We start from the raw sequence: 22,392 nt of genomic DNA on the forward strand, positions 1-22,392 counted from the left end.
GGCCGGCCCTCGTCATTCAGGTCGAAATACCAATCCTCGGCCCAATCCTTGGCCTGGCAAGACTTCTTCCTTGATGCTGACCCGGCGGTTCTTGGCTTCGACATACCTCGAACAGTGCCAAATCGGGCTGTCGTTACGCCTATGGACGTGGACCTTGCCTTCGAGAATCGAATGTTCTTCCGCTATCGCCAGGCACTCCCTGCGCGCGTTCAAGTTTGTGCAAGAGATGTGTAAGGCGGCTTGAGGCGTCCTTGCCAAGCAAGACGATCTCTAAATGCCTGATTTCCCTTGGGAAATGGCACGGGCAGCAGGGCTCGAACCTACGACCTGCGGTTTTGGAGACCGCCGCTCTACCAACTGAGCTATGCCCGTATCGTGCGCGCCTCGGCGCAGCAGGGGTTTCCTAAAAGCTTCCGAGCTCTCTGTAAAGAGTGGTTTGCACGCAAACGCGCCTTCATCCCCTTGCCGGAAATGCGGACCACCGATGACTGGCCGCCGCTTCGGCCTGTTCGCAACGGTTGCGACTACGATTTCCCGGCCGGCGGCGTGTATGGCCCGCCAGGCACGCCCCAGCCCCAGGCCGGCATCGGTTCGGTTTCCGGATCGCAGGTCTCGCCGAGATTGGAATTCATCTTGGCCAGCCGCGACCCCCATTCGACATAGCCCATGAAGGCCGAACGGAATTCGGGATCGTCGGGCAGACCAACGGCATCGGCTGCATCGGCGAGCAGGTTGATCCAGCGGCGGCGTTGCTCTTCGGTCAAATGCTTGCCCAGATGATGCATGACCATCTCCCGGTGGCCGCCGAACTTTTCGCTGTAGGTCTTCGGTCCGCCAAAGACCTCGCCGATGAACGCCGCGACATGGGCGGGATGGTCTGGCGACATGGCTTTGAACACCGGCCCGACGACCGGGTCCTTTGCCACCTTGTCATAAAAGGTCCGCGTCAGCCGGTTCAGCGCGTCGCTGCCGCCGGCCCATTCGTAAAGTGTCGGAACATCCTTGCGCATGGCGGTCACCTTGTCCTCGATCGCCAGACGGTAGCGGAAAGACCCGACCGGCCTCAACCTGCCTCGATGGCCAGTCCAACACAGGCGGCGTTACAATTTGGCCGGCATGTCGGCTTCGGCGTTGGCTGACGGGACGAGCCGGCAATTGTCCGGCCTCGGAACCGACCGGCATATGGTGGCGCCCGTCAGTTCGTCGGCGGACTGAGGCCCGGTCGCCAGCCCGAATTTCAGTATCGCCTGCTGATAGAGCTGCCGTTTGGATGAGGAGAGCTGCATGGCGGCGAACAGGCCGGGTCCGATCGCCATCTCCTCGAGATACGCCTTGACCTTATCGCCAAGCCCAACTGAACTCACGCTGAGGCGCACGGCAGGCCCGATGAAACGCCTGACGCCACCGGCAACCATGATCGGACAGGCCGAAGCGCATTCGCTCTCGGATTCAATGGTCAGCCCGCTATGGACGCCATCCTTGGCCAGGCACTCCGCCGAGGGATCGCAATCCGCGAAATCCGTGTGGGCGACAACGACATCGAGCTTGCGTTCCCGGATCAGCCTGCCGGCGGCGAGCGCGCTCTCGACATCGCCGCCCTGCGAGTTGATGACGATAGGCAGCCGCCGGCCGGCGATGGCATCGAGGGCCTGTCTAAGCTTTTCCGGCGTCTGCGCGGTGATCGAGCCCTCCGCCGAGATCCATTCCGGACAGTCGGGATTGCAGAGCGGGTTGCTGCCGCGGACAAGCACGAAGCGCATGTCGGCCTCCTTCGGCGTCGTGGCCTCGACCGGCGCAGCGAGAGTGGGTTTTGCCTGGGCGGTCGGGAGATTGGCCGGCGTCGCCTCTTTGTCAGCCGGTATCTCCCGGCAATTCGCCGGCATCGGGTTTGCCTTGCAGATGGTTCCCCCGGTGAAAAGCTCGACGCTGTCGAGGGAGGTTACGAGGTTCATGCGGAGCATGTTTTCGAGAACCAGCTGATGGATTTCACTGGCCGGCGTGTTCTTCATCGTTGTGAAGACGCCTTCGCCTATCCCCATCCCCTGCAAATAGGCCGAAAGCCTCTTCTCGACCGCCTTGCTCATTTCGTAGGTCTTGTAGCTGCCCGCGTTCTTGCGGCTGACGACCTTGGTGCTGATGATCTTCTTCTTGCCGTTCACGATCCGATAGGTCGTCCGGTAGAGCAGCTTCTCGCGCCTGTAGGTGGTGGTGACCTGATGAACGCCGAGATAAGCGAAATCCCCGACAACGCGGCGGACACCGCCGGAAAACATCAGCGGGCAAGCGGAATTGCACATGGCGCCGCTGTCATAGGCCATGCCGAAATATTCGGCACCCTTGCCCTGGTTGTCCCTGCAATTCTTCATCTGCGGCTCGCAGCCGGAAAACACAGTCGTGCCGACGGCGATATCGAGCTTGTTCTTGCGGATCATCTGGCCGAGCGTCACCGCAGCATCGACGTTACCGCCAGGGGAATTGACGACCACCGGCAATTGCCGGCCCTTGAGCGCCTTGAGTGTGCGCTTGAGCAACGACGGCGTGCCCGCGTCGATGGTGCCTTCCGCCGATATCCATTCCGGGCAATTGGGCTCGCAGCCCGGCGCGTTGCTGCGCACGACGGCAAACCGCATCGGGGGGATATCCAGCGACTGCTCCTGCGCCAGCGCCGGCGGGACAGCAAAGACCACGGCCACCAACAGCACGAGACGGACCAGTGCCCGCCATGCCTTCCCATCGAAACAGCGCCCTGGAACCACTCTTCGGCAAGCTCCCGCAATGCAACCTATACTAGTTGGCGCGATGGCGCTTGCAACAGCTTTGAAATGACCACGGCTGGCGGCTGTCCCGGGCTGCCCGGAAACGAAAAAGGGCGGCCCGAAGACCGCCCTTTCCTTGTCGATCCGGCTAATGCCGGTGTCGATTATTCCTTGATGGTGACGACGATGCCGGCACCGACGGTGCGGCCGCCTTCACGGATGGCGAAGCGCAGCTTCTCTTCCATGGCGATCGGCACGATCAGCTCGACATCGACCGTGATGTTGTCGCCAGGCATAACCATCTCGGTGCCAGCCGGCAGCGACACGATGCCGGTCACGTCCGTCGTGCGGAAGTAGAACTGCGGGCGGTAGTTGGTGAAGAACGGCGTGTGACGGCCACCTTCGTCCTTGGTCAGGATGTAGGCTTCGGCCACGAACTTCTTGTGCGGCTTCACCGTGCCCGGCTTGGCCAGAACCTGGCCGCGCTCGACACCTTCACGATCAACGCCGCGCAGCAGCGCGCCGATGTTGTCGCCAGCCTGGCCCTGATCGAGCAGCTTGCGGAACATTTCCACGCCCGTGCAGGTCGTCTTGGTCGTCGGACGGATGCCGATGATCTCGAGTTCCTCGCCAACCTTGACCACGCCACGCTCGACGCGGCCGGTCACGACCGTGCCACGGCCCGAGATCGAGAACACGTCCTCGATCGGCATCAGGAACGGCTTGTCGAGCGGACGAACCGGCGTCGGGATGTAGGCGTCGACCTGAGCCATCAGCTCGCGGATCGCGTCCTCGCCGATCGTCTTGTTCGAATCCTCAAGAGCGGCCAGCGCCGAACCCTTGACGATCGGAATGTCGTCGCCGGGGAACTCGTTCTTCGACAGAAGCTCGCGAACCTCGAGCTCGACCAGCTCGAGCAGCTCGGCGTCGTCGACCTGGTCGACCTTGTTCAGGAACACCACGATCGACGGCACGCCGACCTGACGGGCAAGCAGGATGTGCTCGCGGGTCTGCGGCATCGGGCCGTCAGCAGCGGAAACCACCAGGATCGCGCCGTCCATCTGCGCGGCACCGGTGATCATGTTCTTCACATAGTCGGCGTGGCCGGGGCAGTCGACATGGGCATAGTGGCGATTGGCCGTCTCGTATTCGACGTGAGCCGTCGAGATCGTGATGCCGCGCGCCTTCTCTTCCGGCGCCGCATCGATCTGGTCGTAGCGCTTGTACTCGCCAAAATACTTCGTGATCGCCGCCGTCAGCGACGTCTTGCCATGGTCAACGTGACCAATCGTGCCGATGTTCACATGAGGCTTAGTGCGCTCGAATTTACCTTTTGCCATAGTCTCTTTCCTTGGACGGCCTTGACCTTCAGTTCAGTCGAATGCGGGGCGATTAGCGACAAAGGCCAAAAAACACAAGCGTCTTTTGGCCGGGTGCCGTCTCACTCAGTCCGAACCTGGGATCCGATTGCGGGGATGTGGCGCTGATATAGGTAGTCGATGGGTGAAATGAAATGGGCTGGCCGGCCGATCGACCACGGCCTGCATCCCATGCTCTTGTCCGCCAGTCCCTGTCTCGATCACGGCCAGTTGATGGCCCATTGCGGTGGCCATCGAGGTCTGATCTCCTGACCCCATGCATTTCATCCCTACCTCGATCCGAGGCCCGCTGTTCATGATCGTTTCGACCGGGTCGTACCTGGTCAACGACACGATGATGAAGCTCGCGACCGCGGGGCTGCCCTCCTACGAAGTGCTGTTCCTGCGCGGGGCGGCGGCAACGCTCTGGGGCTTCCCGCTGCTGTTCCTGCTCGGCTACGGCAAACAGATTCCACTGATCTTCGACGGCCATGTGCTGCGCCGAAACCTGCTCGAGCTGGCGGCGATCCTTTGCTATGTCGTTGCGCTCGCCAACATGCAGATCGCGGATTCCACCGCGCTCGGACAAATCACGCCGCTGCTGATGCTGGTCGGCTCGTCGATCCTGTTTGGCGAGCGCATCGGCGGCCAGCGCATGGCGCTGATCGGGCTCGGCTTCATCGGCGCCCTGATGGTGGCGCAGCCGACCATGCAAGGCATTTCGGTCTATGCGCTGCTGGCGCTCGGCAACGCGGCGCTGTCGGCCGCGCGCGACCTGGCCGGCAGGCATGTCCCGGCGGAGGTGCCGGGGATGATCGTGGCGATTTCCGCCGTCTTGGTGGTGCTGGTCGGCGCGGGTGCCGCGCATCTGATATCCGAGCGCTGGGTCATGCCCGAGGGGCGCCATTTGCTGCTGATGGCCGGTGCCGGGTTTTTCCTGATCTTCGGCCATTTCTTCATCTTCATGGCCTATCGCGTCGGGCCGACCAGCGCGGTGGCGCCGTTCTACTACTGCTTCACCGTCTGGGCCGTCATTTCAGGCCTGCTGGTGTTCGGGCAGTTCCCCAACACGCTGGCGGTCTGCGGCATCCTGCTGGTGGTGGGCAGCGGACTGACCATCGTGTCGCTGGATCAGCGCAAACGGAGGCTGACTGTCGTCGCGTAGTATCGGCGCCATTGCGCCTGTCGTCCGCCGCTGTTGCAGAGGCCAGATTGATCGTCTATTCGGCTATGTATCGTCTATCCGGCGAAGACATGATCAATTCAGCCAAGGGAGGTTCCCCATGACCGATTTTGACCAGAAGAAGAATTCCGACGCCGAGCACAAGGCCGCCATTCGCAAATCGCTGGTCGGCTGGGTGGTATTCATCGCGGGAACGCTGATCTTCTTCGCCGCGGCCGATGCGGTGCTGATGCCATAGGCAAGCTCTGCCGCCGGCACCGAAGCAGATCTTGTCTCAGCAGAAACTCGAAATTTCAAACGTTCGGGCTGGCGCCTAAAGCGTCCGGCGTCCGCTGAACTGATGGTAGGCCCACAGGACAACCACCGCGCCAACCACCGCGACGATCAGGCTGTAGATGTTGAGGCCGGTGACGCCCGATGCGCCGAAGGCACTGAAGATCAGGCCGCCGACAATGGCGCCGACGATACCAAGCACGATATCCATTATCATGCCCTGGCCGGTCTTGTTGACGATCTTGCTGCCCAGGAAGCCGGCGATGACGCCGAGTATGATCCAGCTGATGATTGACATTTTTTCCTCTCCATCCCCCGCCGCCCCGACATTTTCATATGATTGTCAAAACCTCAAGCCAGCTTGAAATTCCGCCCGGATGCGCCATTGTTGTAGATGGGCTGGGCTTGGTCGAGATGGAGGATCCACTATGGGACTTTTTGACAACGCCGTTCCCGGCGGCAACATCACCAAACCGCTGATGATCGCGCTCGGCGCGCTGCTGGTCGGAAAGATGCTGAGCGGCAGAAGTGCCGAACAGCCTGACCAGCCTCAGGCACCGGCGCCATCCGACCCGGCCGCAACCACCGCCAGCGACGGCGGCCTGCTCGGCGGACTGGGCGGCCTGCTGGACAAACTGAAAGATGCCGGCCACGGCAATGTCGCCGATTCATGGGTCGGCACCGGGCAGAACCAGTCGATCAACGCCAATGATCTCGGAACAGCACTCGGGCCGCAAGTCATCCACGAGATCGCGCAACGCACCGGACTGGACGAGCAGGAACTGCTCAAGCAGCTGTCCACCGCCCTGCCCGGCATCGTCGACAAACTGACACCGAACGGCCAGGTGCCGCACCAGCACCAGGTGGCCTCGGCGTTCAACAGCTGACGCGGCGCACATTGATGCCCTGAAGCGCTGCGCGGATTGCCGCGCAGTGTCCGGGCTTACCGATCGCGGGGATGAAAATCTGGAGCGGGTAGCGGGAATCGAACCCGCATATTCAGCTTGGAAGGCTGCTGCTCTACCACTGAGCTATACCCGCGCCTTGCACTGAAGTATCGGATTCACCCGAAAAGCGCCATGCACTTTTCGGCCCGATGCTTTTCTCGTTTCAGGGCTTCCGGGCCGGCAGTGGTGGAGAGGGTTGGATTCGAACCAACGTAGGCTAAGCCAACGGATTTACAGTCCGTCCCCTTTAACCACTCGGGCACCTCTCCAGTCTGCCGCCGGAGCCATGCAACGAGGCATTCTTGCCGATCCCGGAGCCCGAGATAGATGTCTTCTCCGAAATCAGCGAAGCGCCTTATGGCGGCAAGGCCAGTGGGTGTCAACCGCGCAGGAAGGGTTTTTCGATGTTGTTCGCCGGCTGCGGCGACGGGCCATATCCTTGGCCGCAGCAGACGGCTATAGAAGCCGGCCATGAGCAACAAGACCAATACCCCCAAAGACACCCATTACGCCAAGCTGCGCCGCGCGCACCGCGACGAGAAAAGCGGCGGCGGGCCTGCGTTCCGGCCGCGCCAACCCGTTCCGCCCGGCGAAAACGCCTCCGACGGCCTGGTGCGGCTTTATGGCCTGCACACGGTGCGCGCCGCACTCGACAATCCGCGCCGCAAGATTCGCAAAATGCTGGTGACACGCAATGCGTCCGAGCGTCTTGAGATTGCCGATCTTGCCGCCCTGCCCTTCAAGGCGGAACTGGTCGAACCCAGGGACATCGACAAGATAACCGGATCGGATGCCGTGCATCAGGGCGTGCTGATCGAGGCGGAACCGCTGAAACCCAAGCGCCTCGACGCGCTCGGCGACACCAAGCTGGTGCTGGTGCTCGACCAGGTCACCGATCCACACAATGTCGGCGCCATCCTGCGCTCGGCGGTCGCCTTCGGGGCCGGCGCGCTGATCACCACGGCGCGCCACAGCCCGCAGGAATCGGGCGTGCTGGCGAAATCCGCCTCCGGCGCGCTGGAGCATATCGACCAGATCGAGGTGAAGAACCTGGCCGACGCGCTCGGGCAACTGCATGAGGCCGGCTTCCAGACGATCGGGCTTGATTCGGACGGGCCGGCGGAACTCGAGACCAGCTTTGCCGGCGACAGGATCGCGCTGGTGCTCGGTGCCGAAGGCAAGGGCCTGCGCCAGAAGACGCGCGAGACGGTGACGACGCTGGCGCGGCTCGATATGCCCGGCGCCATCCGCTCGCTCAACGTGTCGAACGCGGCAGCGGTCAGCCTTTACGCGGCGCGGGCATTCTTGAAGCGCGGCTGAACGGAAACAAGCAGACTATTTGCTCCAAACGAGAAACGGGTTCCGGCGACAGACGCCGAAACCCGTTCTTCGACGGACAGGAGTTGGCGACTTGGGAACGTTACGCCGCCTTCTCCCGACCTATGCCGCTTTGCCCTTGATTGCGGCCACTTCGCCGCCGACCTCGAAATTGGCCATCCGTTCCAGCGCCCTGACCAGCGCCGAATGGTCCTCCTTGGCCCCGCCATTGGCGGCGCAGGAATTGAACAGCTGCTGCGTGGTCGAGGTGTTGGGCAGCGAGACGCCGAGCGCCTTGGCGCCCTCCAGTGCCAGGTTGAGATCCTTCTGGTGCAGTTCAATGCGGAAGCCCGGCGCGAAGGTGCGCTTGACCATGCGCTCGCCATGCACTTCGAGAATGCGCGAGGCCGCCAGCCCGCCCATCAGCGCCTGCCTGACCTTGGCCGGGTCGGCACCGGCTTTCGATGCAAAAACAAGCGCTTCGGCGACGGCTTCAATGGTCAGCGCGACGACGATCTGGTTGGCAACCTTGGTGGTCTGGCCGACACCGTTCGGTCCGACCAAAGTGATGTTCTTGCCCATCTTCTCGAAGACGGGTTTTGCGCGCTCGAACGGCTTGTCCTCGCCGCCAACCATGATGGTGAGCGACGCCGCCTTGGCGCCGACCTCGCCGCCGGAGACCGGCGCGTCGAGATAATCGCAGCCGAGATCGTTAATCTTGCGGGCGAACACCTTGGTCTCGATCGGCGAGATCGAGCTCATGTCGATGACCAGCTTGCCTTTGGACAGGCCGTCCGCGACGCCATTGTCGCCGAACAGCACATCGGCGACCTGCGGCGTATCGGGCACCATGGTGATGACGATGTCGGCCGCCTTGGCGACGGCGGCGTGGCCGGAGACTGACTTCAGGCCCTTGGCGACGAGATCCGCCGGCGGCTTGGAGCGATGGTCGCTGGCGATGACCTTGTAGCCGGCATCCAGCAGATGCCCCGCCATCGGCGCGCCCATGATGCCGAGGCCGATAAAGCCTATGGTTTCCATTGTTTTTCTCCGTCTTTTGTTGGGCCGCGTTCCTTCGCGCCCCCCTCTGGCCTGCCGGCCATCTCCCCGACAGGTGGGGAGATTGGCAGCTTCGGCGCCCGATCTTAAGCCGCAGCGCTTCCCTGCCCGGCCAGATCCCGGAACCATCCAAGCCCGGCGTCGGTGCCGGCCCTCGGCTTGTATTCCGCACCGATCCAGCCGGAATAGCCGATGCGGTCGATGTGGTCGTAGAGGAAGGGATAATTGATCTCGCCCGTTCCCGGCTCGTGACGGCCGGGATTGTCCGCAAGCTGGATATGCGCGATGCGGCCGAGGTTGGCCTCGATTTTACGGGCGAGATCCCCCTCCATGATCTGCATGTGATAGATGTCGTATTGCAGGAACAGGTTTTTCGAGCCGACGCGGTCGATGATCGCCAGCGCCTGATCCGAGTAATTCAGGAAAAAGCCCGGAATGTCGCGGGTGTTGATCGGCTCGATCAGCAACCGGATGCCGGCCTGCTCCAGTTTCTCCGCCGCGAAGGCAAGGTTCTCGGTGAAAACATCCTCCAGCACCTTGCGGTCGGCGCCGGCGGGCGCGATGCCGGCCAGGCAATTCACCTGCGGGCAGCCGAGCGCCTGTGCATAGGTGATCGCCTTGGCGATGCCTTGGCGGAATTCCGGAACGCGGTCCGGCAGTACGGCAATGCCGCGCTCGCCCTTGCCCCAGTCGCCGGCCGGCAGGTTGAACAGCACCTGGGTCAGGCCGTTCTTCTTCAGTCTCGCCGCCACCACCTCGGGCGCATGGTCGTAGGGCCCGATATATTCGACGCCTTTGAAGCCCGCGCGTGCGGCTGCGTCGAAGCGATCGAGGAAATCATGCTCACCGAAGAGCATCGATAGGTTGGCCGAAAAACGTGGCATTCTTCTTGTCCTTCTTATCAGTCGAGCATCACGATAGCGGTCGGGGCGTCTTCCTGATGTTCGGCAAGTTCCTCGAATTCGGTGATCTTGTCGATCTCGGTGCCCATCGAGATGTTGGTGACGCGCTCGAGGATGAATTCGAGCACGACGGGAACCTGGTGCTCCTTCATCAGCCGCTGCGCCTGCTTGAAGGCACCCGCAAACTCCTCGGGCTTGCGCACCCGGACCGCCTTGCAGCCCATCGCCTCGGCGACCGCCACGTGGTCGACGCCATAGCCGGCTTCTGGATCGCCTGACCGGTTGATGTTCTCGAAGGCAAGGCTCACCTCGTAGTCCATCGCAAATCCGCGCTGCGCCTGGCGTATCAGGCCGAGATAGGCGTTGTTCACGACGACATGGATGTAGGGCAGCTTGTGCTGCGCGCCGACCGCCAGTTCCTCGATCATGAACTGGAAATCATAGTCGCCCGACAGCGCCACGATGGTGCGGTCCGGATCGGCGGCACGAACGCCAAGGGCAGCGGGCAGCGTCCAGCCGAGCGGGCCGGCCTGGCCGCAATTGATCCAGTTGCGCGGCTTGTAGACATGCAGGAACTGCGCGCCGGCGATCTGCGACAGGCCTATCGTGGTGACATAGGTGACGTCACGGCCGAACGCCTTGTTCATCTCCTCATAGACGCGCTGCGGCTTCAGCGGCACCTGATCGAAATGCGTCTTGCGCTTCATCGTCTTCTTGCGGCCCTGGCACTCCTTTGCCCAGCCGGACCAGTCGCGCAGCTTGCCTGATGTCTTCCACTCGGTGGCGACGTCTAGCAGCATTTTCAGCGCGGCACCCGCATCCGAGACGACGCCGAGGTCCGGCGCGAAGACACGACCGATCTGCGTCGGCTCGATATCGACATGGATGAATTTCCTGCCCTTTGTGTAGACGTCGACCGAGCCGGTGTGACGGTTGGCCCAGCGGTTGCCGATGCCGAAGACGAAGTCAGCCTCCAGCATCGTCGCATTGCCGTAGCGGTGCGAGGTCTGCAGGCCGCACATGCCGGCCATCAGCCTGTGGTCGTCGGGGATCGCGCCCCAGCCCATCAGCGTCGGAATAACGGGGACTCCGGTGATTTCGGCAAACTCGATCAGCAGATCCGATGCGTCCGCGTTGATGATGCCACCGCCGGCGACGATCAGCGGCTTTTCGGCTGCGTTGAGCATCGCCAGCGCCTTTTCCGCCTGGGCGCGCGTCATCGCCGGCTTGAACGGCGCCAGCGGCTCATAGGCGTCGATGTCGAATTCGATCTCGGCCAGTTGCACGTCGACCGGCAGGTCGATCAGCACCGGGCCGGGCCGCGACGAGCGCATGAGGTGAAATGCCTTCTGCAGCGCCATCGGGACGAGATAAGGCTCCATGACGGTGACCGCCCATTTGGCGACGGGTGCCGCGATCGCGGCGATGTCGACGGCCTGGAAATCCTCCTTGTTCAGCCGTGCCCGCGGCGCCTGCCCGGTGATGCACAGGATTGGAATGGAATCGGCTGATGCCGAATAGAGCCCAGTGATCATGTCGGTGCCGGCCGGCCCCGAAGTGCCGATGCAGAGCCCGATATTGCCCGCCTTGGCGCGGGTGTAGCCTTCGGCCATATGCGAGGCGCCCTCGACGTGACGGGCCAGCACGTGGCGGATCGTGCCCCTCGCCTTCAGCGCCGAATAGAGCGGATTGATCGCCGCACCCGGCACGCCGAAGGCGCAGGAAATACCTTCCTTTTCGAGAACGAGAACCGCCGCATCGACAGCGCGCATCCTGGCCATTTTCCGGCCCTCCACTAGGGTTGTCATTGTTGGATGGCCAAGAATGGCAGCAAGCCAGCTATTTTTCAATTTTTTCAGAATATTTTTTCATTTCTAGAAAATGGCTCCTGTGCCCTGATTTTATTCGTTTTTCGGTTTTCCAGGATTTTCTGCCTCGCCTAATTGAAAAACTTTTTCATTGCGTGTTCGGTGAAATTTGCGAGACTGGCGCCATGGAAACCACTGAGAAACGGCAGCGTGGTCGTCCGCGCGCTTTCAACGGACCATCCGAGGCCAGTTCGGTGCAATCGCTCGACCGGGCCTTGCGCATCCTGGCCATCGTCGCGGAGGGCAGCGGCCTGTCGCTGAGCGAGATTTCGGCGCAGAGCGGCCTTGCCGCCTCCACCGCCTACCGCATGCTGACGACGCTCGAAAACCACGGCATGGTCGAGTTCGACACATCAGACCAGTTGTGGTCGATCGGCGTCGAGACCTATCGCATGGGCGCGGCGTTCCTGCGCCGCCGCAAGCTGGTTGATCGCGCCCGCACCGTCATGCAGGAATTGATGGAAAGAACCGGCGAGACCGCCAATCTCGGCGTCGCCGAGGATGATTGCGTGGTGTTCGTCAGTCAGGTCGAGACGCACCAGGCTATCCGCGCCTTCTTCCGCCCGGGCACGCGCAGCCCCTTCCATGCGTCCGGCATCGGCAAGGCGGTTCTGGCGCATCTCGAACCGGAGCGCGTCGGGACAATCCTGCGCAAGGCCGGCCTGCAGCGCTTCACCGACAAGACGCTGTCCGAGATTCCTGCCCTCGCCCACGACCTGGCTGTCATCAAGCAGCGCGGCTGGTCGGTCGACGACGAGGAGCGGCATCCCGGCATGCGCTGCGTGGCCGCCGCCATCTTCAACGAATTCGGCGAACCGATCGGCGGCGTCTCCGTATCGGGGCCGACCGTGCGGGTGACGCCGGAACGGCTGGCCGAGATCGGCCCGATGGTGCGCAGTGCCGCGGCCGAAGTGACCAGGATGATCGGCGGGGCGCAGACCGGTTGATCAGCGGCTTGCCCCAGGCAATGCGCTCTGGTCGCAGTCAGGTCCTGCTCGTCCAGTGTCACCCTCCCCTCTGTTGGCGCTCGAATGGCCGATTGGACGTTCGCAAAATCGCTGGACATCGCCGGCAGCATGACGCCGCCTTGCCGCGGCATTCGAATGCATGCGAAAGGGCACGGATGCGGAAAACGGTTCAGCTCTTGCTTACGGCTTCACTTTGCGGATGCGTGGCGGCGGCACCTCGACCTGATGCCGGCGGCCAGCGCGTCGATCCCATTCCGATCCCGCTTGCCCTGGAGGAGATCATAACCACCGGCATCCGTCAGCACTTGCCGGATCCTGCTTCCGCCAGGTTCGGAAGGATGCTTGCCGGCGAGCGGACGCTGAACGGCCGCAAGGAGATCGTCGTCTGCGGCTTCGTCAACGGCAAGGATTCTTCCGGCCGCTACGGCCGCGACCAAGCCTTCATTGCCAAGATCTACCCGGATTCGGAAAGCAGCTTCGAACTCGCCGCCATGGGCGACGCTTCGGAAACGAGGCATATCGTCAGCAGCACATGCAACGCAGCCGGACTGCCAATCTCCGATCCCAGCTCGAAAACGCAACTGTAAACATTTGTGAGACAACGGAAAAAGGGGCTCACGCGAGCCCCCTTTCTGTTGTTGAACAGTCCTCCCTCAGAGCCTGCAGTAGTGGCGATAGCCGTCGTAACCGACATAGGTGTCCGAGTCCGGATCGTAGCTGGAGTAACGATCGAAGCAGCGGCGGACGTGCCAGGAACCGCCGTCTTCGTCGACATAGACGGTCCGCGGCGGCTGCTGGGCGAGCAGGCTGCCCAGGACGAACCCGCCGACGCCGGCGGCGATGCCGATGCCGAGGTCGTGGTGATGCGAATGAGCCGCCGAAGGCTGAACGGTACCGACCAGCATGGTGGTGGCAGCGGTGGTGGCGATGAGGCCGGAAACGAGTGTGCGCTTGAACATGATGATCTCCTTGCTTCGTTGACCGAGGCGATCCATCCGCCTCTTGATCATCTGTCGTTGCCGCGCAGGAAAAGGTTCGAATCTTTTTTCGATTTTTTGTAGAGCCGGCCGATATCCCCTCACCAGGTATCCCTCACTTCGCCCGACGATCGAAAGGTGGGCGCATCAAACGAAAAAGGGCGGCCGAAGCCGCCCTTTTGAGGAGAAAGTGGGTCCCTCCATCAAAGGAAAATGATCACCTTGCCGTGCTTGTGGTGATGATGGTTGTGGTGCCACCACCAATGCTTCTTGAAGTGCTTCTTGTGGTGATTGTGGTGATGGTTGTGATGATGATTATGCATGCCGTGGGCAGACGATGTGCCGACGGTGCCGGCAAGCGCGCCGGTGGCGACGAAAATGGCGACGAGGCCTGATGTCAGAGTGCGCTTGAACATGATGATCTCCTGGATCCTTGATCGAGGCGACCCATTCGCCTCCGAACCTCAGTCGGCGTGGCGCGAGAAAAGGTTCGAAAGGTCGAGGAGATTTTTCGGTGAGGCGGAGGAGTAGCGAGAGGCGGATCACATGGGGTCGCGGACCACTACTGGCTACCCACTTCACCCCATGCCCGTGATGTGGCGCAGCCAGAAGGCGAGCGCGATGAAGCCGACGATCGTGGTCACGCCGGTCCAGTCGACATTGGCCTTCTTCACGTCGCTGATGAGCTTCACCAGCAGCATCCAGGCGATGACGATGATGGGGAGAATGATGACAAGCCTGATCATGCGACACTCCAGTCCGAAGCGATTGCACCTGATATCGATGTAGGAACTGTCTTCGTGGATTTCAGCACGCTGCGGGTAACTGAAAATGGAGTTTTGTCTTTACTGGCGCACGAAATATGCTAACGGGGCGCCATGCCCTTGTAGCTCAGCTGGTAGAGCAGCGGTTTTGTAAACCGAAGGTCGCGGGTTCGATTCCTGCCGGGGGCACCAGTTCACCCGAGACAGTTCGGCTTTTGTTGCTCACTCGCCTGCCAAGCAGCGAGGATAAGACCCCAGCAGCGATCGGCTACTTGTGCTCCGACGACCAAGGGAAGTTTACGTATCTGTCGCGGCTGTCGTAGCAGATGTTCCCGTACGTTTTCAGATAGGCGTCCCGTCGCACCGCGTCCGCGTAAACCGAGGCTGGGTCCTTCAGGTCGGCCTCATACTGCGCAAGGTTGGCGCTCGTCAGCGCTATGGGAAGGATGTCCATCGCCTGGGGAATACTTTTGCCTCCAAGCCAGTCGGCTGCAAACTCTCCCATGGCATACCCGAAAACCGGCGAGGACAACGAGATACTCGCCTTGTAAGGGCTGCTTCCCTTCCTGATTTCAGCGACAGCCTCCGGCTCGCCGTCAATTCCGCCGAGGAATTGGTCGGGCCGATCTTTCCCCGCCGCACGCAACGCCTCCAGCGCACCAAGCACGACCGCGTCGCCGCCGAGCACCACGTCGATGTCGGGATTGGCAAGAAGGATGGTTTGCATGGTGGCGAACCCGCCTTCCTTGCTAACCGGTTTCGGCGCGATATCCGCCACGATCGTCACGCCGGGCATCGCATTCAGGCCGGCGCGCATTGCCTCGAACCGAGGCGCCAGAAACTCCATCGTATCCTGGGTCAGCAGAACGACCTTGGCCTTCCCGCCGAGCTTGGTTTTGATGTGATCGATCGCTGCGTCGGTCAGCACCTTGCCCGTTCGATATTGCGGTGCATTGAGCAGCAGTGTTGCCGGCGGAGGCACGATGGTGCCGACAAACGCACCCGACCAGATTGCCTGCTGAAGGGCGGGACTGAAAGCCGCCGGATCCGGAGAGGTGGCAACCATGGCGCCAACCTTTGCCGCCACCAAGGACTGAACCTGTGTTATCGCCTTTCCCACATCATTTTCCACCAGAACTCTTCGATATTCCAAGCCCCGATTCTTTGCGGCCATGGTCAGGCCATGGTCGACCCCCTGCAGGAAGTCGCGGTCGTTCTCCTGCACATAGGCCAGCACTTTTGTGAGACCAGCCGGGGCGTTGCATGAGGGCGCGTTTGGATCGAAGGCGGGGAATACTGTCCGCTGCGTAATGCCCGGGCCGCCTTCCCCGGCACTCGCGAAAGTCCCGCTCATCGTGGCAATTAGAAGCAGAGCTATCGCTGACCCGGTTGGCCATCGGCAGGCAATCTTCTTATGATCAAACACGTCTGCCCCCGTCGGCGTCAATTGCTGGCGCCATGATTATTACATCACACGCGCGGTGCTGCTGCAGTCAATTTTTCCACCTCGCGACGGCGCGGTCTACTATGCGGCGGTAGAGCGCCGTGGTTTCGTCGAAAACTGCAAATGAGCGGCTGTTCCTGGCTGAAGCGTTCGATACTCGATCTTGGCACCCAGGCTGATGCACATGGCATGGATGATCCTGCTGCCAACACCGGTCCCTTTGGCGGGCGTACCTTCAACCTTTCCGACCCCATCATCTTCAACCACCAATTCCGCTTGCTCGCCTGGCAGCTTGCTGAGCCGGACGCGGACTTCTCCGACACCATCCGGATAAGCGTATTTGAAGGCATTGGTGACCAGTTCGGTGATCACCACGCCAAGGTTGATGCTGATGTCGGTTTCGAGCTTGATCTGGTCGATGTTGTAAGACAGGCCCACACCATGGACTTGGCTGCGCAGCGAGGTTCGTAGGTGATCGAGCAGCCCGATGAGATATTCGTCCAAATCAACCGAGCGGACGTCGGATGAGCCGTAGAGCCGCTTGTGAACGAGCGAAATCGCAAAGATGCGATCCTGGGTTTCGGCGAGCGCATCCTTCGAAGCGCGGTCTCCGACGGCCTTCGATTGCAAGTTCACCAGCGACGAGACCAGAGCCAGGCTATTGGCCACGCGGTGATTGACCTCCGACAAGAGCACTTCGGCCCGATCGCGCGCCTTGGCCAGGTCCTCGGTACGGGTGGCGACCCGTTGCTCTAGCTCGCTGTTGAGCGCATTGACCTCGTCGCGCGTGTCGCGAAGTTCTCTGGTGTACCGAGCGGCACCATAGGCTGCTCCGCCAACCACCGCGACGATGACGAACCCGCCGATTGCCGAAACGAGCCGCAGCCATGCGCTGTTGGCACGCTGTTCGGCGACCCCTGACGTCAGCCGGTCATCGGCTCGTCCAATGATCCCCGAAAAGAACACGTTGGCTTCGTCGGTCAGAGCCTTGCCTCTGTTGGTGCGGAATATCGCCAGTATCTCGGCGTCGCGCTGATCACGCTTGAGAGCTATCGTTTGGTCGAGCTCATTAAACTTGGTGGTTATGATCGCGGATAGCCGTTGCAGCGTGGATTGCGAATTGGGGTAGGATGTCAGCGAGGTTTGCAAAGTCTGCAGATGACGCTGCGCTTGCGCCTTGGCGGTCTGGTAAGGCCCCAGATAGATCTCGTTCCCGGTGATGACGAAGCCGCGCTCACTCGCCTCCGCCGTCTGCATTGCATTTCTCAACTCGACGGCCGCGATACGCGTGTCGCGCGCCTCAATCGCATTGTCGAAATAGGATTGAGCTCTCTGCCCCAGCCAGAAGTTGGTGGCGACGATGGCCATAAGCGCCGCAAACCCTATGAGCAGGGACGCGGATGTGAGTCGGACAATTTTGCGGCTGGAAACTGGCATTTGGGCATTCCTGCCCGATTTTGAGTGGCCGCGCCATCATGTAGTGAGAGCTAATAAGCCGCACATGCAAAACTTGCTGCTGGGCGTTGATTTTGCGCCGACATCTTCCGGCCCTACGAACTGGTGGGAACGACACGGCAGCGCCGCTAACCGCCCAATGCCCTAGTTCGGGCATTTCTCGAAAAAAAGCGGAGCGCTGGATTTCCGGCAGGCCTTCGAACTGAATCCGAACCACTTCGATCCTTGATCCAACCTTCTGAAAGACAAGATGCATGTTGTCGTAGTCGTGTCGGGATGCCGTTTTGCCATCTGAACGGGTGACCGTTAGGGGGTGAAGGCCAATTCGGCCGCGTTGGAGCGTGGTCGGCGGATTGCAGCAGGGACGTTTCCCAGCCGACGATGGATAGAGTTACTTTTGCGGCCCCGTCTGGCGGAGAGGCGACGGCCGGATGCCAAGAGAACGCCGAAAAAGCTGCGCATTGCCCCTTCTACAAGCTATTCACATGCCACATGCGCTAGCTGGGCACCGAACTTAGGCACCTCTCTCGAGTGGTTTTCGCACAGGCTGCGCCAAAGACACCTGTCAACCGCTCAGCCGCTCCGGCCGTAATCCCATCACACCCCAATCGCCGCCACCAATATCCGGTTCTGCCGGCGTATCGCGGCGCGCAGTTCCGGTATCCTCGCCTCGTCACGCTTCACGAACTCTATGAACATCATGTTCATGTTGTTGAAGATCAGTTCGCCGAGGGCTGCCCCGTCTATGTCCCGGCGCACCAGGCCTAGCTCCTGCAGCCGGGAGATCAGCGCTCGGATCTGCTCGGTGAGCGAGCGGTCGAGCGCGGTGTAGGCCTGGCCGAACGGGCTGTCGGGCAATTGCGTCGAGATCGCCATCGCCTGCCGCCACATCTCCTTGCTGAGATAGTGCAGCGAGTGCTCGATATAGATGCCGACCAGCGTGTCCAGCGCATCACCGACATTGGCCGGCGGCCGGGCGACGACGCCGCGCCCGGCATTGAGCACCTCGTTGACCTCCAGCGACACGATGGCGCCGAGGATGTCGCCCTTGTTCTCATAGTAATTGTAGATCGTGCCGACCGAGACCTCAGCCTGGGCGGCGATCGCCTCGATCTTGGCGCCCTCATAGCCGGCCTCGCGAAAAAGTGCCGCCGCCGCCTCGATGATGCGCCTGTGCCGGTCCGCTTTTTGCCTTGCCCGCAATCCGCTCATATCGGCCTCTTGCCACAAAAACAGAATTGACTCAATTTTAGAATTGGTTCAATTTTTTGCAAGAAGCCACAAAGGCAAGGGAGAACACTCGATGTCCATCAAATCCACATCCGGGAATCCGCTGTCCGTTCTGAAGCGCCACCTGCACGCGGCATGTGCCGCCACGGCACTGGTGCTTGCCGCCGGCAGCCTCGCCGAGGCCGCCGATCTCAACGCGCTGATCTGGTGCGATCATTCCGATCCGGCGCTGCTGCAGCCCTTCGAGGAAGCCAACAACGTCAAGGTCAACGTCAAGGAATTCGAGGGCACCGGCGCCGGTCTGGCCATCGTCGAGCAGTCGCAGCCAGGCGACTGGGACGTGATGGTGATCGACTCGATCGACGTGCCGCGCGGCGTCGAAAAGGGCCTGTTCGAGCCGTTGCCGGAAGACAAATTGCCCTTCGCCGACCTCTTCCCACAGGTGAAGATGGACGGCTCCACTGTGGTGGGCGGCAAGCGTTACGGCATCACCGAAAAGTTCGGCTACAACACGATCGGCTTCAACAAGACCAAGGTCGATCCGGCCGACATGCAGTCCCTGGCGTCGCTGACATCAGACAAATACAAGGGCAAGGTCGCCATCTACGATTATTACCTGCCCGTAATCGGCATGGCGGCGCTCGCCATCGGCAAGAAGACGGCGGATCTGACCGAAGCCGACCTGCCCGCCCTCAAGGAAGAGCTTCTCAAGATGAAGGCCAACGCCAAGCTGGTCGGTGAAGTGACCGCCAGCCAGACGGCACTCGCCACCGGCGAAGTCGATATTCTGGTCGGCGGCGGCGAATGGGTGACGGCGGGGCTGGCGAAGGAAAACCCGGCGCTGGATTTTTCGATCCCGAAAGAGGGCGCGGTGCTGTGGTCGCAATCGCTGGCCATGTTCAAGGATTCCAAGAACAAGGACATGGTGCTGAAGTTCATCCAGTACATATTGAGCCCGGAAGGCCAGGCGCGGCTTGCCACTTCCTCCTGCTATTGGGGCATGCCGTCGAACACCAAGGCAGCGCTGACCGACGAGCAGAAGAAGATCCTGCGTTTCGACGAGCAGCCGGGCTTCCTCGCCCGCGCGCAAGCCTATCCGGCGCCCAATGCCGATCTCGACAAGAAGATGCAGGACATGTGGACTGAAATGCTGCAGGCGAAGTGAGCGCCTGCCGCTGATGAGCGCTTCGGCAAACAGCGGACGTGCCCTGCCGCGGGCGGGCCGCGCCTTGCCTTGGGCGCTGGTCACGCCGGCGCTTGGCTGGACGCTGCTGTTCTTCGTGCTGCCGTTCATCGCCATGGGGTTTTCGAGCCTCACGGCGCATGAGGGCGGCGGCTTCACGCTTTCCAACTACAGCCAGTTCTTCACCAACCCGTCCTACTGGCAGGCGATGGTCAACACGCTGCAGGTGACGGCGATCGTCACCGTGGTCTCGGTGCTGCTTGCCTATCCCTTTGCCTGGATCCTCGCCGAACAGGTGCCGGAACGCTGGCAGCGGCTGGCGCTGATGCTGGCCGTGCTGCCGTTCTGGACGTCCTATGTCGTACGCTCCTATTCCTGGCTGCTGGTGCTGGCGCAGAACGGTGTCATCAACCGCGTGCTGACCGGTTCAGGCCTTATCTCCGAGCCGCTGCAGCTGGCCAATACACGCCTGGCCACCGTCACCGGCTTCGTGCATTTCTTCGTCATGCTGTTGACGCTGACCATCTTCGCCAACCTCAAGCAGCTCAGCCCGAGTTACCGCAAGGCGGCCGCCGATCTCGGCGCCGGGCCGGTGCGAACCTTCCTGCATGTCATTCTGCCGCTGACCCTGCCCGGCATCATGGTCGGCGCCTTCCTCACCTTCGTGCTGTGCATCGGCGACTACATCACGCCGCAGATCCTCGGCGGCAACAACGAGCTTCTGATGCCGCAACTGGTGATGATGCAGATCGGCCGGCGCGGCGATTTTCCGCTGGCCTCGGCGCTGTCGATCATCCTGATGGCGGTGGTGACCATCGCCTATCTTGCCTGCGCGCGCTGGCTGAAGATCGAGCGGGCGTGACCATGCGCCAGATCGTCCGCGTTGCTTCCTGGGTCTACGCGCTTGCCGTCTACGGCTTCATCTTCCTGCCGGTTGTCGTGCTGGTGCTGTTCTCGCTCCAGTCGACCTCCTTCCCCATTCCCCCCTTCACCGGCCCATCGCTACGCTGGTACGACGCGGTGCTCTCCGACGCGCGGCTGACTTCGGCGCTGGTCAATTCGCTGATGGTTGCGGTGCTTTCCTCGGCCACCGCCGTCACGCTTGGCTTCCTCTCGGCCTGGGGTTTCGCCCGCTTCATGCTGCCGGGCTCGGGCCTGCTGCGCGGCCTGATCACGCTGCCGCTGACGGTCAGCTACCTCATCATCGGCATGGGGCTCCTGGTGCTGTTCAACTGGGCCGGCGTGCCGAAATCGTTGCTTGCCGCCGGCATCGGCCATGTCGTGATCAACCTGCCGCTGTGCTTCGCCATCATCTACAGCCAGATGGGCGACCACCAGATCAACATCGAGCGCGCCGCGCGCGACCTCGGCGCGCCGGAATGGAAGGTGCTGCTCCTCATCACCGTGCCGGTGATGGCGCCGGCCATCTTCGCCGGCTTCTTCCTGTCGATGACCTTCTCCTGGGATGAGTTCGTGATCTCCTTCCTGCTGACGCGCTTCGACACCACGCTGCCGGTGGAAATCTGGAACCTGCTGCGCTCCGGCCTCAACCCGAAAACCAACGCCGTCGGTTCGCTGGTCTTCGCCGTTTCCATCGTGCTGGTGGTGCTGTTCGAACTGACCCTGTTGCGGAGAAAGCCGGCATGAGCGCGCCCTTGGTCGACATTCGCAACGTCTCGCACCGTTTCGGGCAGCTGGCCGTACTGAAAGACATCTCGCTGCGGATCGAGCCCGGCAGCTACACGATCCTGCTCGGGCCGTCGGGCTCCGGCAAGACGACGCTGCTTTCTATCCTGGGCGGCTTCGTCACGCCCAGCGAAGGCAAGGTGTTCATCCGCGGCGAGGACTGCACCGCGACGCCGCCGGCCAAGCGCCCGACGACGACCGTGTTCCAGGACTATGCACTGTTTCCGCACATGAGCGTCGGCGGCAATGTCGGGTTTGGACTGCGCATGCAAGGCGTCGACGGAACGACGCGGGCCGCCCGGGCGCGCGAAGCGCTGGCGCTGGTCGGGCTGGGCTCCGCCTTCGAAAAGAAACCGCACCAGCTCTCCGGCGGGCAGCGGCAACGCGTGGCGCTGGCGCGGGCGCTGGTGATCGAGCCGGCGGTGCTGCTGCTCGACGAGCCGCTCGGCGCGCTCGACCTCAAACTGCGCCGGCAGATGCAGGACGAGTTGAAGGCGATCCAGAAGCGCGTCGGCACCGCCTTCATCCATGTCACCCACGACCAGGAAGAGGCAATGGCGCTGGCCGACCATTGCGTGGTGATGAATGATGGCCGCATCGAGGACGAAGGCCCGCCCGAGCGCGTCTATCACAGGCCGGCGACACGTTTTTCGGCCACCTTCATGGGTGAAAGCACGATCCTTGCCGGCAAGGTGACGGAGGCCAAGGACAGGACGATCACCGTCGCGACGCCGGTTGGACCGGTTTTGGTGGCCGGCACTTTGCCTGCGGGTTCGGCCATTGCGCTGGCCATGCGGCCGGAGCATCTCATTCTCGGCGGAGCCACGGGCACCGCGGGTCTCGGCATGGCAAAAGTGAGCGACGTGGTCTTCCAGGGCAGTTTCAAGCGCGTGCTTGCCATTTCCGCCGAAGATCCCTCGCTGCAGTTCATCGCCAAGCTGCAAGCGTCAGCCACCGTCCAGCCCGGCGACACGGTTGCCGTTTCGTGCGATACCGACCAGATCATCGTTTTGGCGGACTGA

At 62.0% G+C, this 22,392-nt stretch carries 23 protein-coding genes and 4 tRNA genes; 11 read left to right on the forward strand and 16 right to left on the reverse strand.

All coding sequences use genetic code 11. From position 1 onward, the window contains the following. Window positions 1–296: 296 nt before the first annotated feature. The 4 genes from MesoLj_RS23900 to tuf all read right to left on the reverse strand — a co-directional run bounded on the left by MesoLj_RS23900 (window position 297) and on the right by tuf (window position 4,096). Window positions 297–372 (reverse strand) — tRNA-Trp (locus MesoLj_RS23900). A gap of 152 nt (window positions 373–524) precedes the next feature. Continuing rightward, the gene (locus tag MesoLj_RS23905) at window positions 525–1,010 is read right to left on the reverse strand and encodes a group II truncated hemoglobin (RefSeq protein ID WP_202327439.1); all 486 of its coding nucleotides are present in this window, start codon (window positions 1,008–1,010) and stop codon (window positions 525–527) included. Window positions 1,011–1,100: 90 nt separating this feature from the next. Continuing rightward, window positions 1,101–2,756 (reverse strand): COG3904 family protein, encoded by a 1,656-nt coding sequence (locus MesoLj_RS23910; protein WP_202322793.1) that lies wholly within the window; start codon window positions 2,754–2,756, stop codon window positions 1,101–1,103. Between the two features lie 164 nt (window positions 2,757–2,920). Further along, window positions 2,921–4,096, reverse strand: a complete 1,176-nt coding sequence (gene tuf, locus MesoLj_RS23915; protein WP_010909256.1) for an elongation factor Tu — start codon at window positions 4,094–4,096, stop codon at window positions 2,921–2,923. A 295-nt stretch (window positions 4,097–4,391) separates the two neighbouring features. Between tuf and MesoLj_RS23920 the strand changes: the two genes are divergently transcribed. Together MesoLj_RS23920 and MesoLj_RS23925 are read left to right on the forward strand one after the other, a co-directional pair. After that, window positions 4,392–5,279, forward strand: a complete 888-nt coding sequence (locus MesoLj_RS23920; RefSeq protein ID WP_140767688.1) for a DMT family transporter — start codon at window positions 4,392–4,394, stop codon at window positions 5,277–5,279. A 118-nt stretch (window positions 5,280–5,397) separates the two neighbouring features. Continuing rightward, the gene (locus MesoLj_RS23925) at window positions 5,398–5,535 is read left to right on the forward strand and encodes a hypothetical protein (RefSeq protein ID WP_181179429.1); all 138 of its coding nucleotides are present in this window, start codon (window positions 5,398–5,400) and stop codon (window positions 5,533–5,535) included. Window positions 5,536–5,610: 75 nt separating this feature from the next. Here MesoLj_RS23925 and MesoLj_RS23930 read toward each other — a convergent pair whose 3' ends face one another. Beyond that, window positions 5,611–5,868: a GlsB/YeaQ/YmgE family stress response membrane protein gene (locus MesoLj_RS23930; protein ID WP_056566410.1), complete on the reverse strand. Its 258-nt coding sequence runs from the start codon at window positions 5,866–5,868 to the stop codon at window positions 5,611–5,613. A gap of 130 nt (window positions 5,869–5,998) precedes the next feature. Between MesoLj_RS23930 and MesoLj_RS23935 the strand changes: the two genes are divergently transcribed. After that, on the forward strand, window positions 5,999–6,457 hold the full coding sequence (locus MesoLj_RS23935) for a YidB family protein (protein WP_202322794.1): 459 nt from the start codon (window positions 5,999–6,001) through the stop codon (window positions 6,455–6,457). Window positions 6,458–6,537: 80 nt separating this feature from the next. Here MesoLj_RS23935 and MesoLj_RS23940 read toward each other — a convergent pair. Then, window positions 6,538–6,611: transfer RNA gene (locus MesoLj_RS23940), tRNA-Gly, on the reverse strand. A 90-nt stretch (window positions 6,612–6,701) separates the two neighbouring features. Further along, window positions 6,702–6,786: transfer RNA gene (locus MesoLj_RS23945), tRNA-Tyr, on the reverse strand. Between the two features lie 202 nt (window positions 6,787–6,988). On the opposite strand from MesoLj_RS23945, the gene MesoLj_RS23950 reads away from it, so the two are divergent. Next, window positions 6,989–7,837, forward strand: a complete 849-nt coding sequence (locus MesoLj_RS23950) for a TrmH family RNA methyltransferase (RefSeq protein WP_202322795.1) — start codon at window positions 6,989–6,991, stop codon at window positions 7,835–7,837. A gap of 120 nt (window positions 7,838–7,957) precedes the next feature. Here the strand turns inward: MesoLj_RS23950 and MesoLj_RS23955 are convergent, their stop codons facing one another. The 3 genes from MesoLj_RS23955 to gcl form a co-directional block, all read right to left on the reverse strand. After that, window positions 7,958–8,875 (reverse strand): 2-hydroxy-3-oxopropionate reductase, encoded by a 918-nt coding sequence (locus MesoLj_RS23955; RefSeq protein ID WP_202322796.1) that lies wholly within the window; start codon window positions 8,873–8,875, stop codon window positions 7,958–7,960. 104 nt (window positions 8,876–8,979) lie between these two features. Further along, a complete protein-coding gene (gene otnI / locus MesoLj_RS23960) occupies window positions 8,980–9,777 on the reverse strand; it encodes a 2-oxo-tetronate isomerase (RefSeq protein WP_202322797.1) in 798 nt (265 codons plus the stop codon). Window positions 9,778–9,794: 17 nt separating this feature from the next. Further along, window positions 9,795–11,576: a glyoxylate carboligase gene (gene gcl / locus MesoLj_RS23965; RefSeq protein WP_202322798.1), complete on the reverse strand. Its 1,782-nt coding sequence runs from the start codon at window positions 11,574–11,576 to the stop codon at window positions 9,795–9,797. Window positions 11,577–11,788: 212 nt separating this feature from the next. On the opposite strand from gcl, the gene bhcR reads away from it, so the two are divergent. Beyond that, window positions 11,789–12,610, forward strand: a complete 822-nt coding sequence (gene bhcR / locus MesoLj_RS23970; RefSeq protein ID WP_202322799.1) for an HTH-type transcriptional regulator BhcR — start codon at window positions 11,789–11,791, stop codon at window positions 12,608–12,610. A 176-nt stretch (window positions 12,611–12,786) separates the two neighbouring features. Beyond that, window positions 12,787–13,218, forward strand: coding sequence for a hypothetical protein (locus tag MesoLj_RS23975; RefSeq protein ID WP_202322800.1), 432 nt, complete (start codon window positions 12,787–12,789; stop codon window positions 13,216–13,218). Between the two features lie 66 nt (window positions 13,219–13,284). On the opposite strand, the gene MesoLj_RS23980 is transcribed toward MesoLj_RS23975, so the two are convergent. The 3 genes from MesoLj_RS23980 to MesoLj_RS23990 form a co-directional block, all read right to left on the reverse strand. Then, the gene (locus MesoLj_RS23980) at window positions 13,285–13,590 is read right to left on the reverse strand and encodes a BA14K family protein (RefSeq protein ID WP_056566846.1); all 306 of its coding nucleotides are present in this window, start codon (window positions 13,588–13,590) and stop codon (window positions 13,285–13,287) included. Between the two features lie 221 nt (window positions 13,591–13,811). Further along, complete coding sequence (locus MesoLj_RS23985) at window positions 13,812–14,024, reverse strand: hypothetical protein (protein ID WP_202322801.1); 213 nt, start codon at window positions 14,022–14,024, stop codon at window positions 13,812–13,814. 162 nt (window positions 14,025–14,186) lie between these two features. Further along, entirely contained in the window at window positions 14,187–14,354 is a 168-nt protein-coding gene (locus MesoLj_RS23990; protein WP_140767696.1) for a hypothetical protein, read from the reverse strand. A gap of 134 nt (window positions 14,355–14,488) precedes the next feature. Here MesoLj_RS23990 and MesoLj_RS23995 point away from each other — a divergent pair. Then, window positions 14,489–14,564, forward strand: a tRNA-Thr gene (locus MesoLj_RS23995). Window positions 14,565–14,640: 76 nt separating this feature from the next. Here MesoLj_RS23995 and MesoLj_RS24000 read toward each other — a convergent pair. From MesoLj_RS24000 to MesoLj_RS24010, 3 genes are all read right to left on the reverse strand, one after another. Further along, entirely contained in the window at window positions 14,641–15,609 is a 969-nt protein-coding gene (locus tag MesoLj_RS24000) for a sugar ABC transporter substrate-binding protein (RefSeq protein ID WP_244735153.1), read from the reverse strand. Between the two features lie 288 nt (window positions 15,610–15,897). Next, window positions 15,898–17,253, reverse strand: coding sequence for a sensor histidine kinase (locus tag MesoLj_RS24005; protein WP_140767698.1), 1,356 nt, complete (start codon window positions 17,251–17,253; stop codon window positions 15,898–15,900). 615 nt (window positions 17,254–17,868) lie between these two features. Beyond that, complete coding sequence (locus MesoLj_RS24010) at window positions 17,869–18,483, reverse strand: TetR/AcrR family transcriptional regulator (RefSeq protein ID WP_140767699.1); 615 nt, start codon at window positions 18,481–18,483, stop codon at window positions 17,869–17,871. Between the two features lie 91 nt (window positions 18,484–18,574). On the opposite strand from MesoLj_RS24010, the gene MesoLj_RS24015 reads away from it, so the two are divergent. From MesoLj_RS24015 to MesoLj_RS24030, 4 genes are read left to right on the forward strand one after another with little or no spacing between them, the layout of a single operon-like run. Continuing rightward, window positions 18,575–19,666 (forward strand): polyamine ABC transporter substrate-binding protein, encoded by a 1,092-nt coding sequence (locus MesoLj_RS24015; RefSeq protein ID WP_202322802.1) that lies wholly within the window; start codon window positions 18,575–18,577, stop codon window positions 19,664–19,666. 13 nt (window positions 19,667–19,679) lie between these two features. After that, window positions 19,680–20,546, forward strand: coding sequence for an ABC transporter permease (locus MesoLj_RS24020; protein ID WP_202322803.1), 867 nt, complete (start codon window positions 19,680–19,682; stop codon window positions 20,544–20,546). 2 nt (window positions 20,547–20,548) lie between these two features. After that, window positions 20,549–21,331 carry an ABC transporter permease gene (locus MesoLj_RS24025; protein ID WP_202322804.1) on the forward strand — a complete coding sequence of 261 codons (783 nt, stop codon included), beginning with the start codon at window positions 20,549–20,551 and terminating at the stop codon, window positions 21,329–21,331. Next, entirely contained in the window at window positions 21,328–22,392 is a 1,065-nt protein-coding gene (locus MesoLj_RS24030) for an ABC transporter ATP-binding protein (protein WP_202322805.1), read from the forward strand. Before MesoLj_RS24025 ends, MesoLj_RS24030 begins: the two co-directional genes overlap by 4 nt.

The organism is Mesorhizobium sp. 113-3-9 (assembly GCF_016756515.1).
Classification (GTDB): Bacteria; Pseudomonadota; Alphaproteobacteria; order Rhizobiales; family Rhizobiaceae; genus Mesorhizobium.

Bases quoted from the DNA above. Each gene is read 5' to 3' on its own strand.
- MesoLj_RS23905 (WP_202327439.1), bottom strand. From the start codon at position 1,010: ATGCGCAAGGATGTTCCGACACTTTACGAATGGGCCGGCGGCAGCGAC.
- tuf (WP_010909256.1), bottom strand. From the start codon at position 4,096: ATGGCAAAAGGTAAATTCGAGCGCACTAAGCCTCATGTGAACATCGGC.
- MesoLj_RS23920 (WP_140767688.1), top strand. From the start codon at position 4,392: ATGCATTTCATCCCTACCTCGATCCGAGGCCCGCTGTTCATGATCGTT.
- MesoLj_RS23925 (WP_181179429.1), top strand. From the start codon at position 5,398: ATGACCGATTTTGACCAGAAGAAGAATTCCGACGCCGAGCACAAGGCC.
- MesoLj_RS23930 (WP_056566410.1), bottom strand. From the start codon at position 5,868: ATGTCAATCATCAGCTGGATCATACTCGGCGTCATCGCCGGCTTCCTG.
- MesoLj_RS23935 (WP_202322794.1), top strand. From the start codon at position 5,999: ATGGGACTTTTTGACAACGCCGTTCCCGGCGGCAACATCACCAAACCG.
- MesoLj_RS23950 (WP_202322795.1), top strand. From the start codon at position 6,989: ATGAGCAACAAGACCAATACCCCCAAAGACACCCATTACGCCAAGCTG.
- MesoLj_RS23955 (WP_202322796.1), bottom strand. From the start codon at position 8,875: ATGGAAACCATAGGCTTTATCGGCCTCGGCATCATGGGCGCGCCGATG.
- otnI (WP_202322797.1), bottom strand. From the start codon at position 9,777: ATGCCACGTTTTTCGGCCAACCTATCGATGCTCTTCGGTGAGCATGAT.
- gcl (WP_202322798.1), bottom strand. From the start codon at position 11,576: ATGGCCAGGATGCGCGCTGTCGATGCGGCGGTTCTCGTTCTCGAAAAG.
- bhcR (WP_202322799.1), top strand. From the start codon at position 11,789: ATGGAAACCACTGAGAAACGGCAGCGTGGTCGTCCGCGCGCTTTCAAC.
- MesoLj_RS23975 (WP_202322800.1), top strand. From the start codon at position 12,787: ATGCGGAAAACGGTTCAGCTCTTGCTTACGGCTTCACTTTGCGGATGC.
- MesoLj_RS23980 (WP_056566846.1), bottom strand. From the start codon at position 13,590: ATGTTCAAGCGCACACTCGTTTCCGGCCTCATCGCCACCACCGCTGCC.
- MesoLj_RS23985 (WP_202322801.1), bottom strand. From the start codon at position 14,024: ATGTTCAAGCGCACTCTGACATCAGGCCTCGTCGCCATTTTCGTCGCC.
- MesoLj_RS23990 (WP_140767696.1), bottom strand. From the start codon at position 14,354: ATGATCAGGCTTGTCATCATTCTCCCCATCATCGTCATCGCCTGGATG.
- MesoLj_RS24005 (WP_140767698.1), bottom strand. From the start codon at position 17,253: ATGCCAGTTTCCAGCCGCAAAATTGTCCGACTCACATCCGCGTCCCTG.
- MesoLj_RS24010 (WP_140767699.1), bottom strand. From the start codon at position 18,483: ATGAGCGGATTGCGGGCAAGGCAAAAAGCGGACCGGCACAGGCGCATC.
- MesoLj_RS24015 (WP_202322802.1), top strand. From the start codon at position 18,575: ATGTCCATCAAATCCACATCCGGGAATCCGCTGTCCGTTCTGAAGCGC.
- MesoLj_RS24020 (WP_202322803.1), top strand. From the start codon at position 19,680: ATGAGCGCTTCGGCAAACAGCGGACGTGCCCTGCCGCGGGCGGGCCGC.
- MesoLj_RS24025 (WP_202322804.1), top strand. From the start codon at position 20,549: ATGCGCCAGATCGTCCGCGTTGCTTCCTGGGTCTACGCGCTTGCCGTC.
- MesoLj_RS24030 (WP_202322805.1), top strand. From the start codon at position 21,328: ATGAGCGCGCCCTTGGTCGACATTCGCAACGTCTCGCACCGTTTCGGG.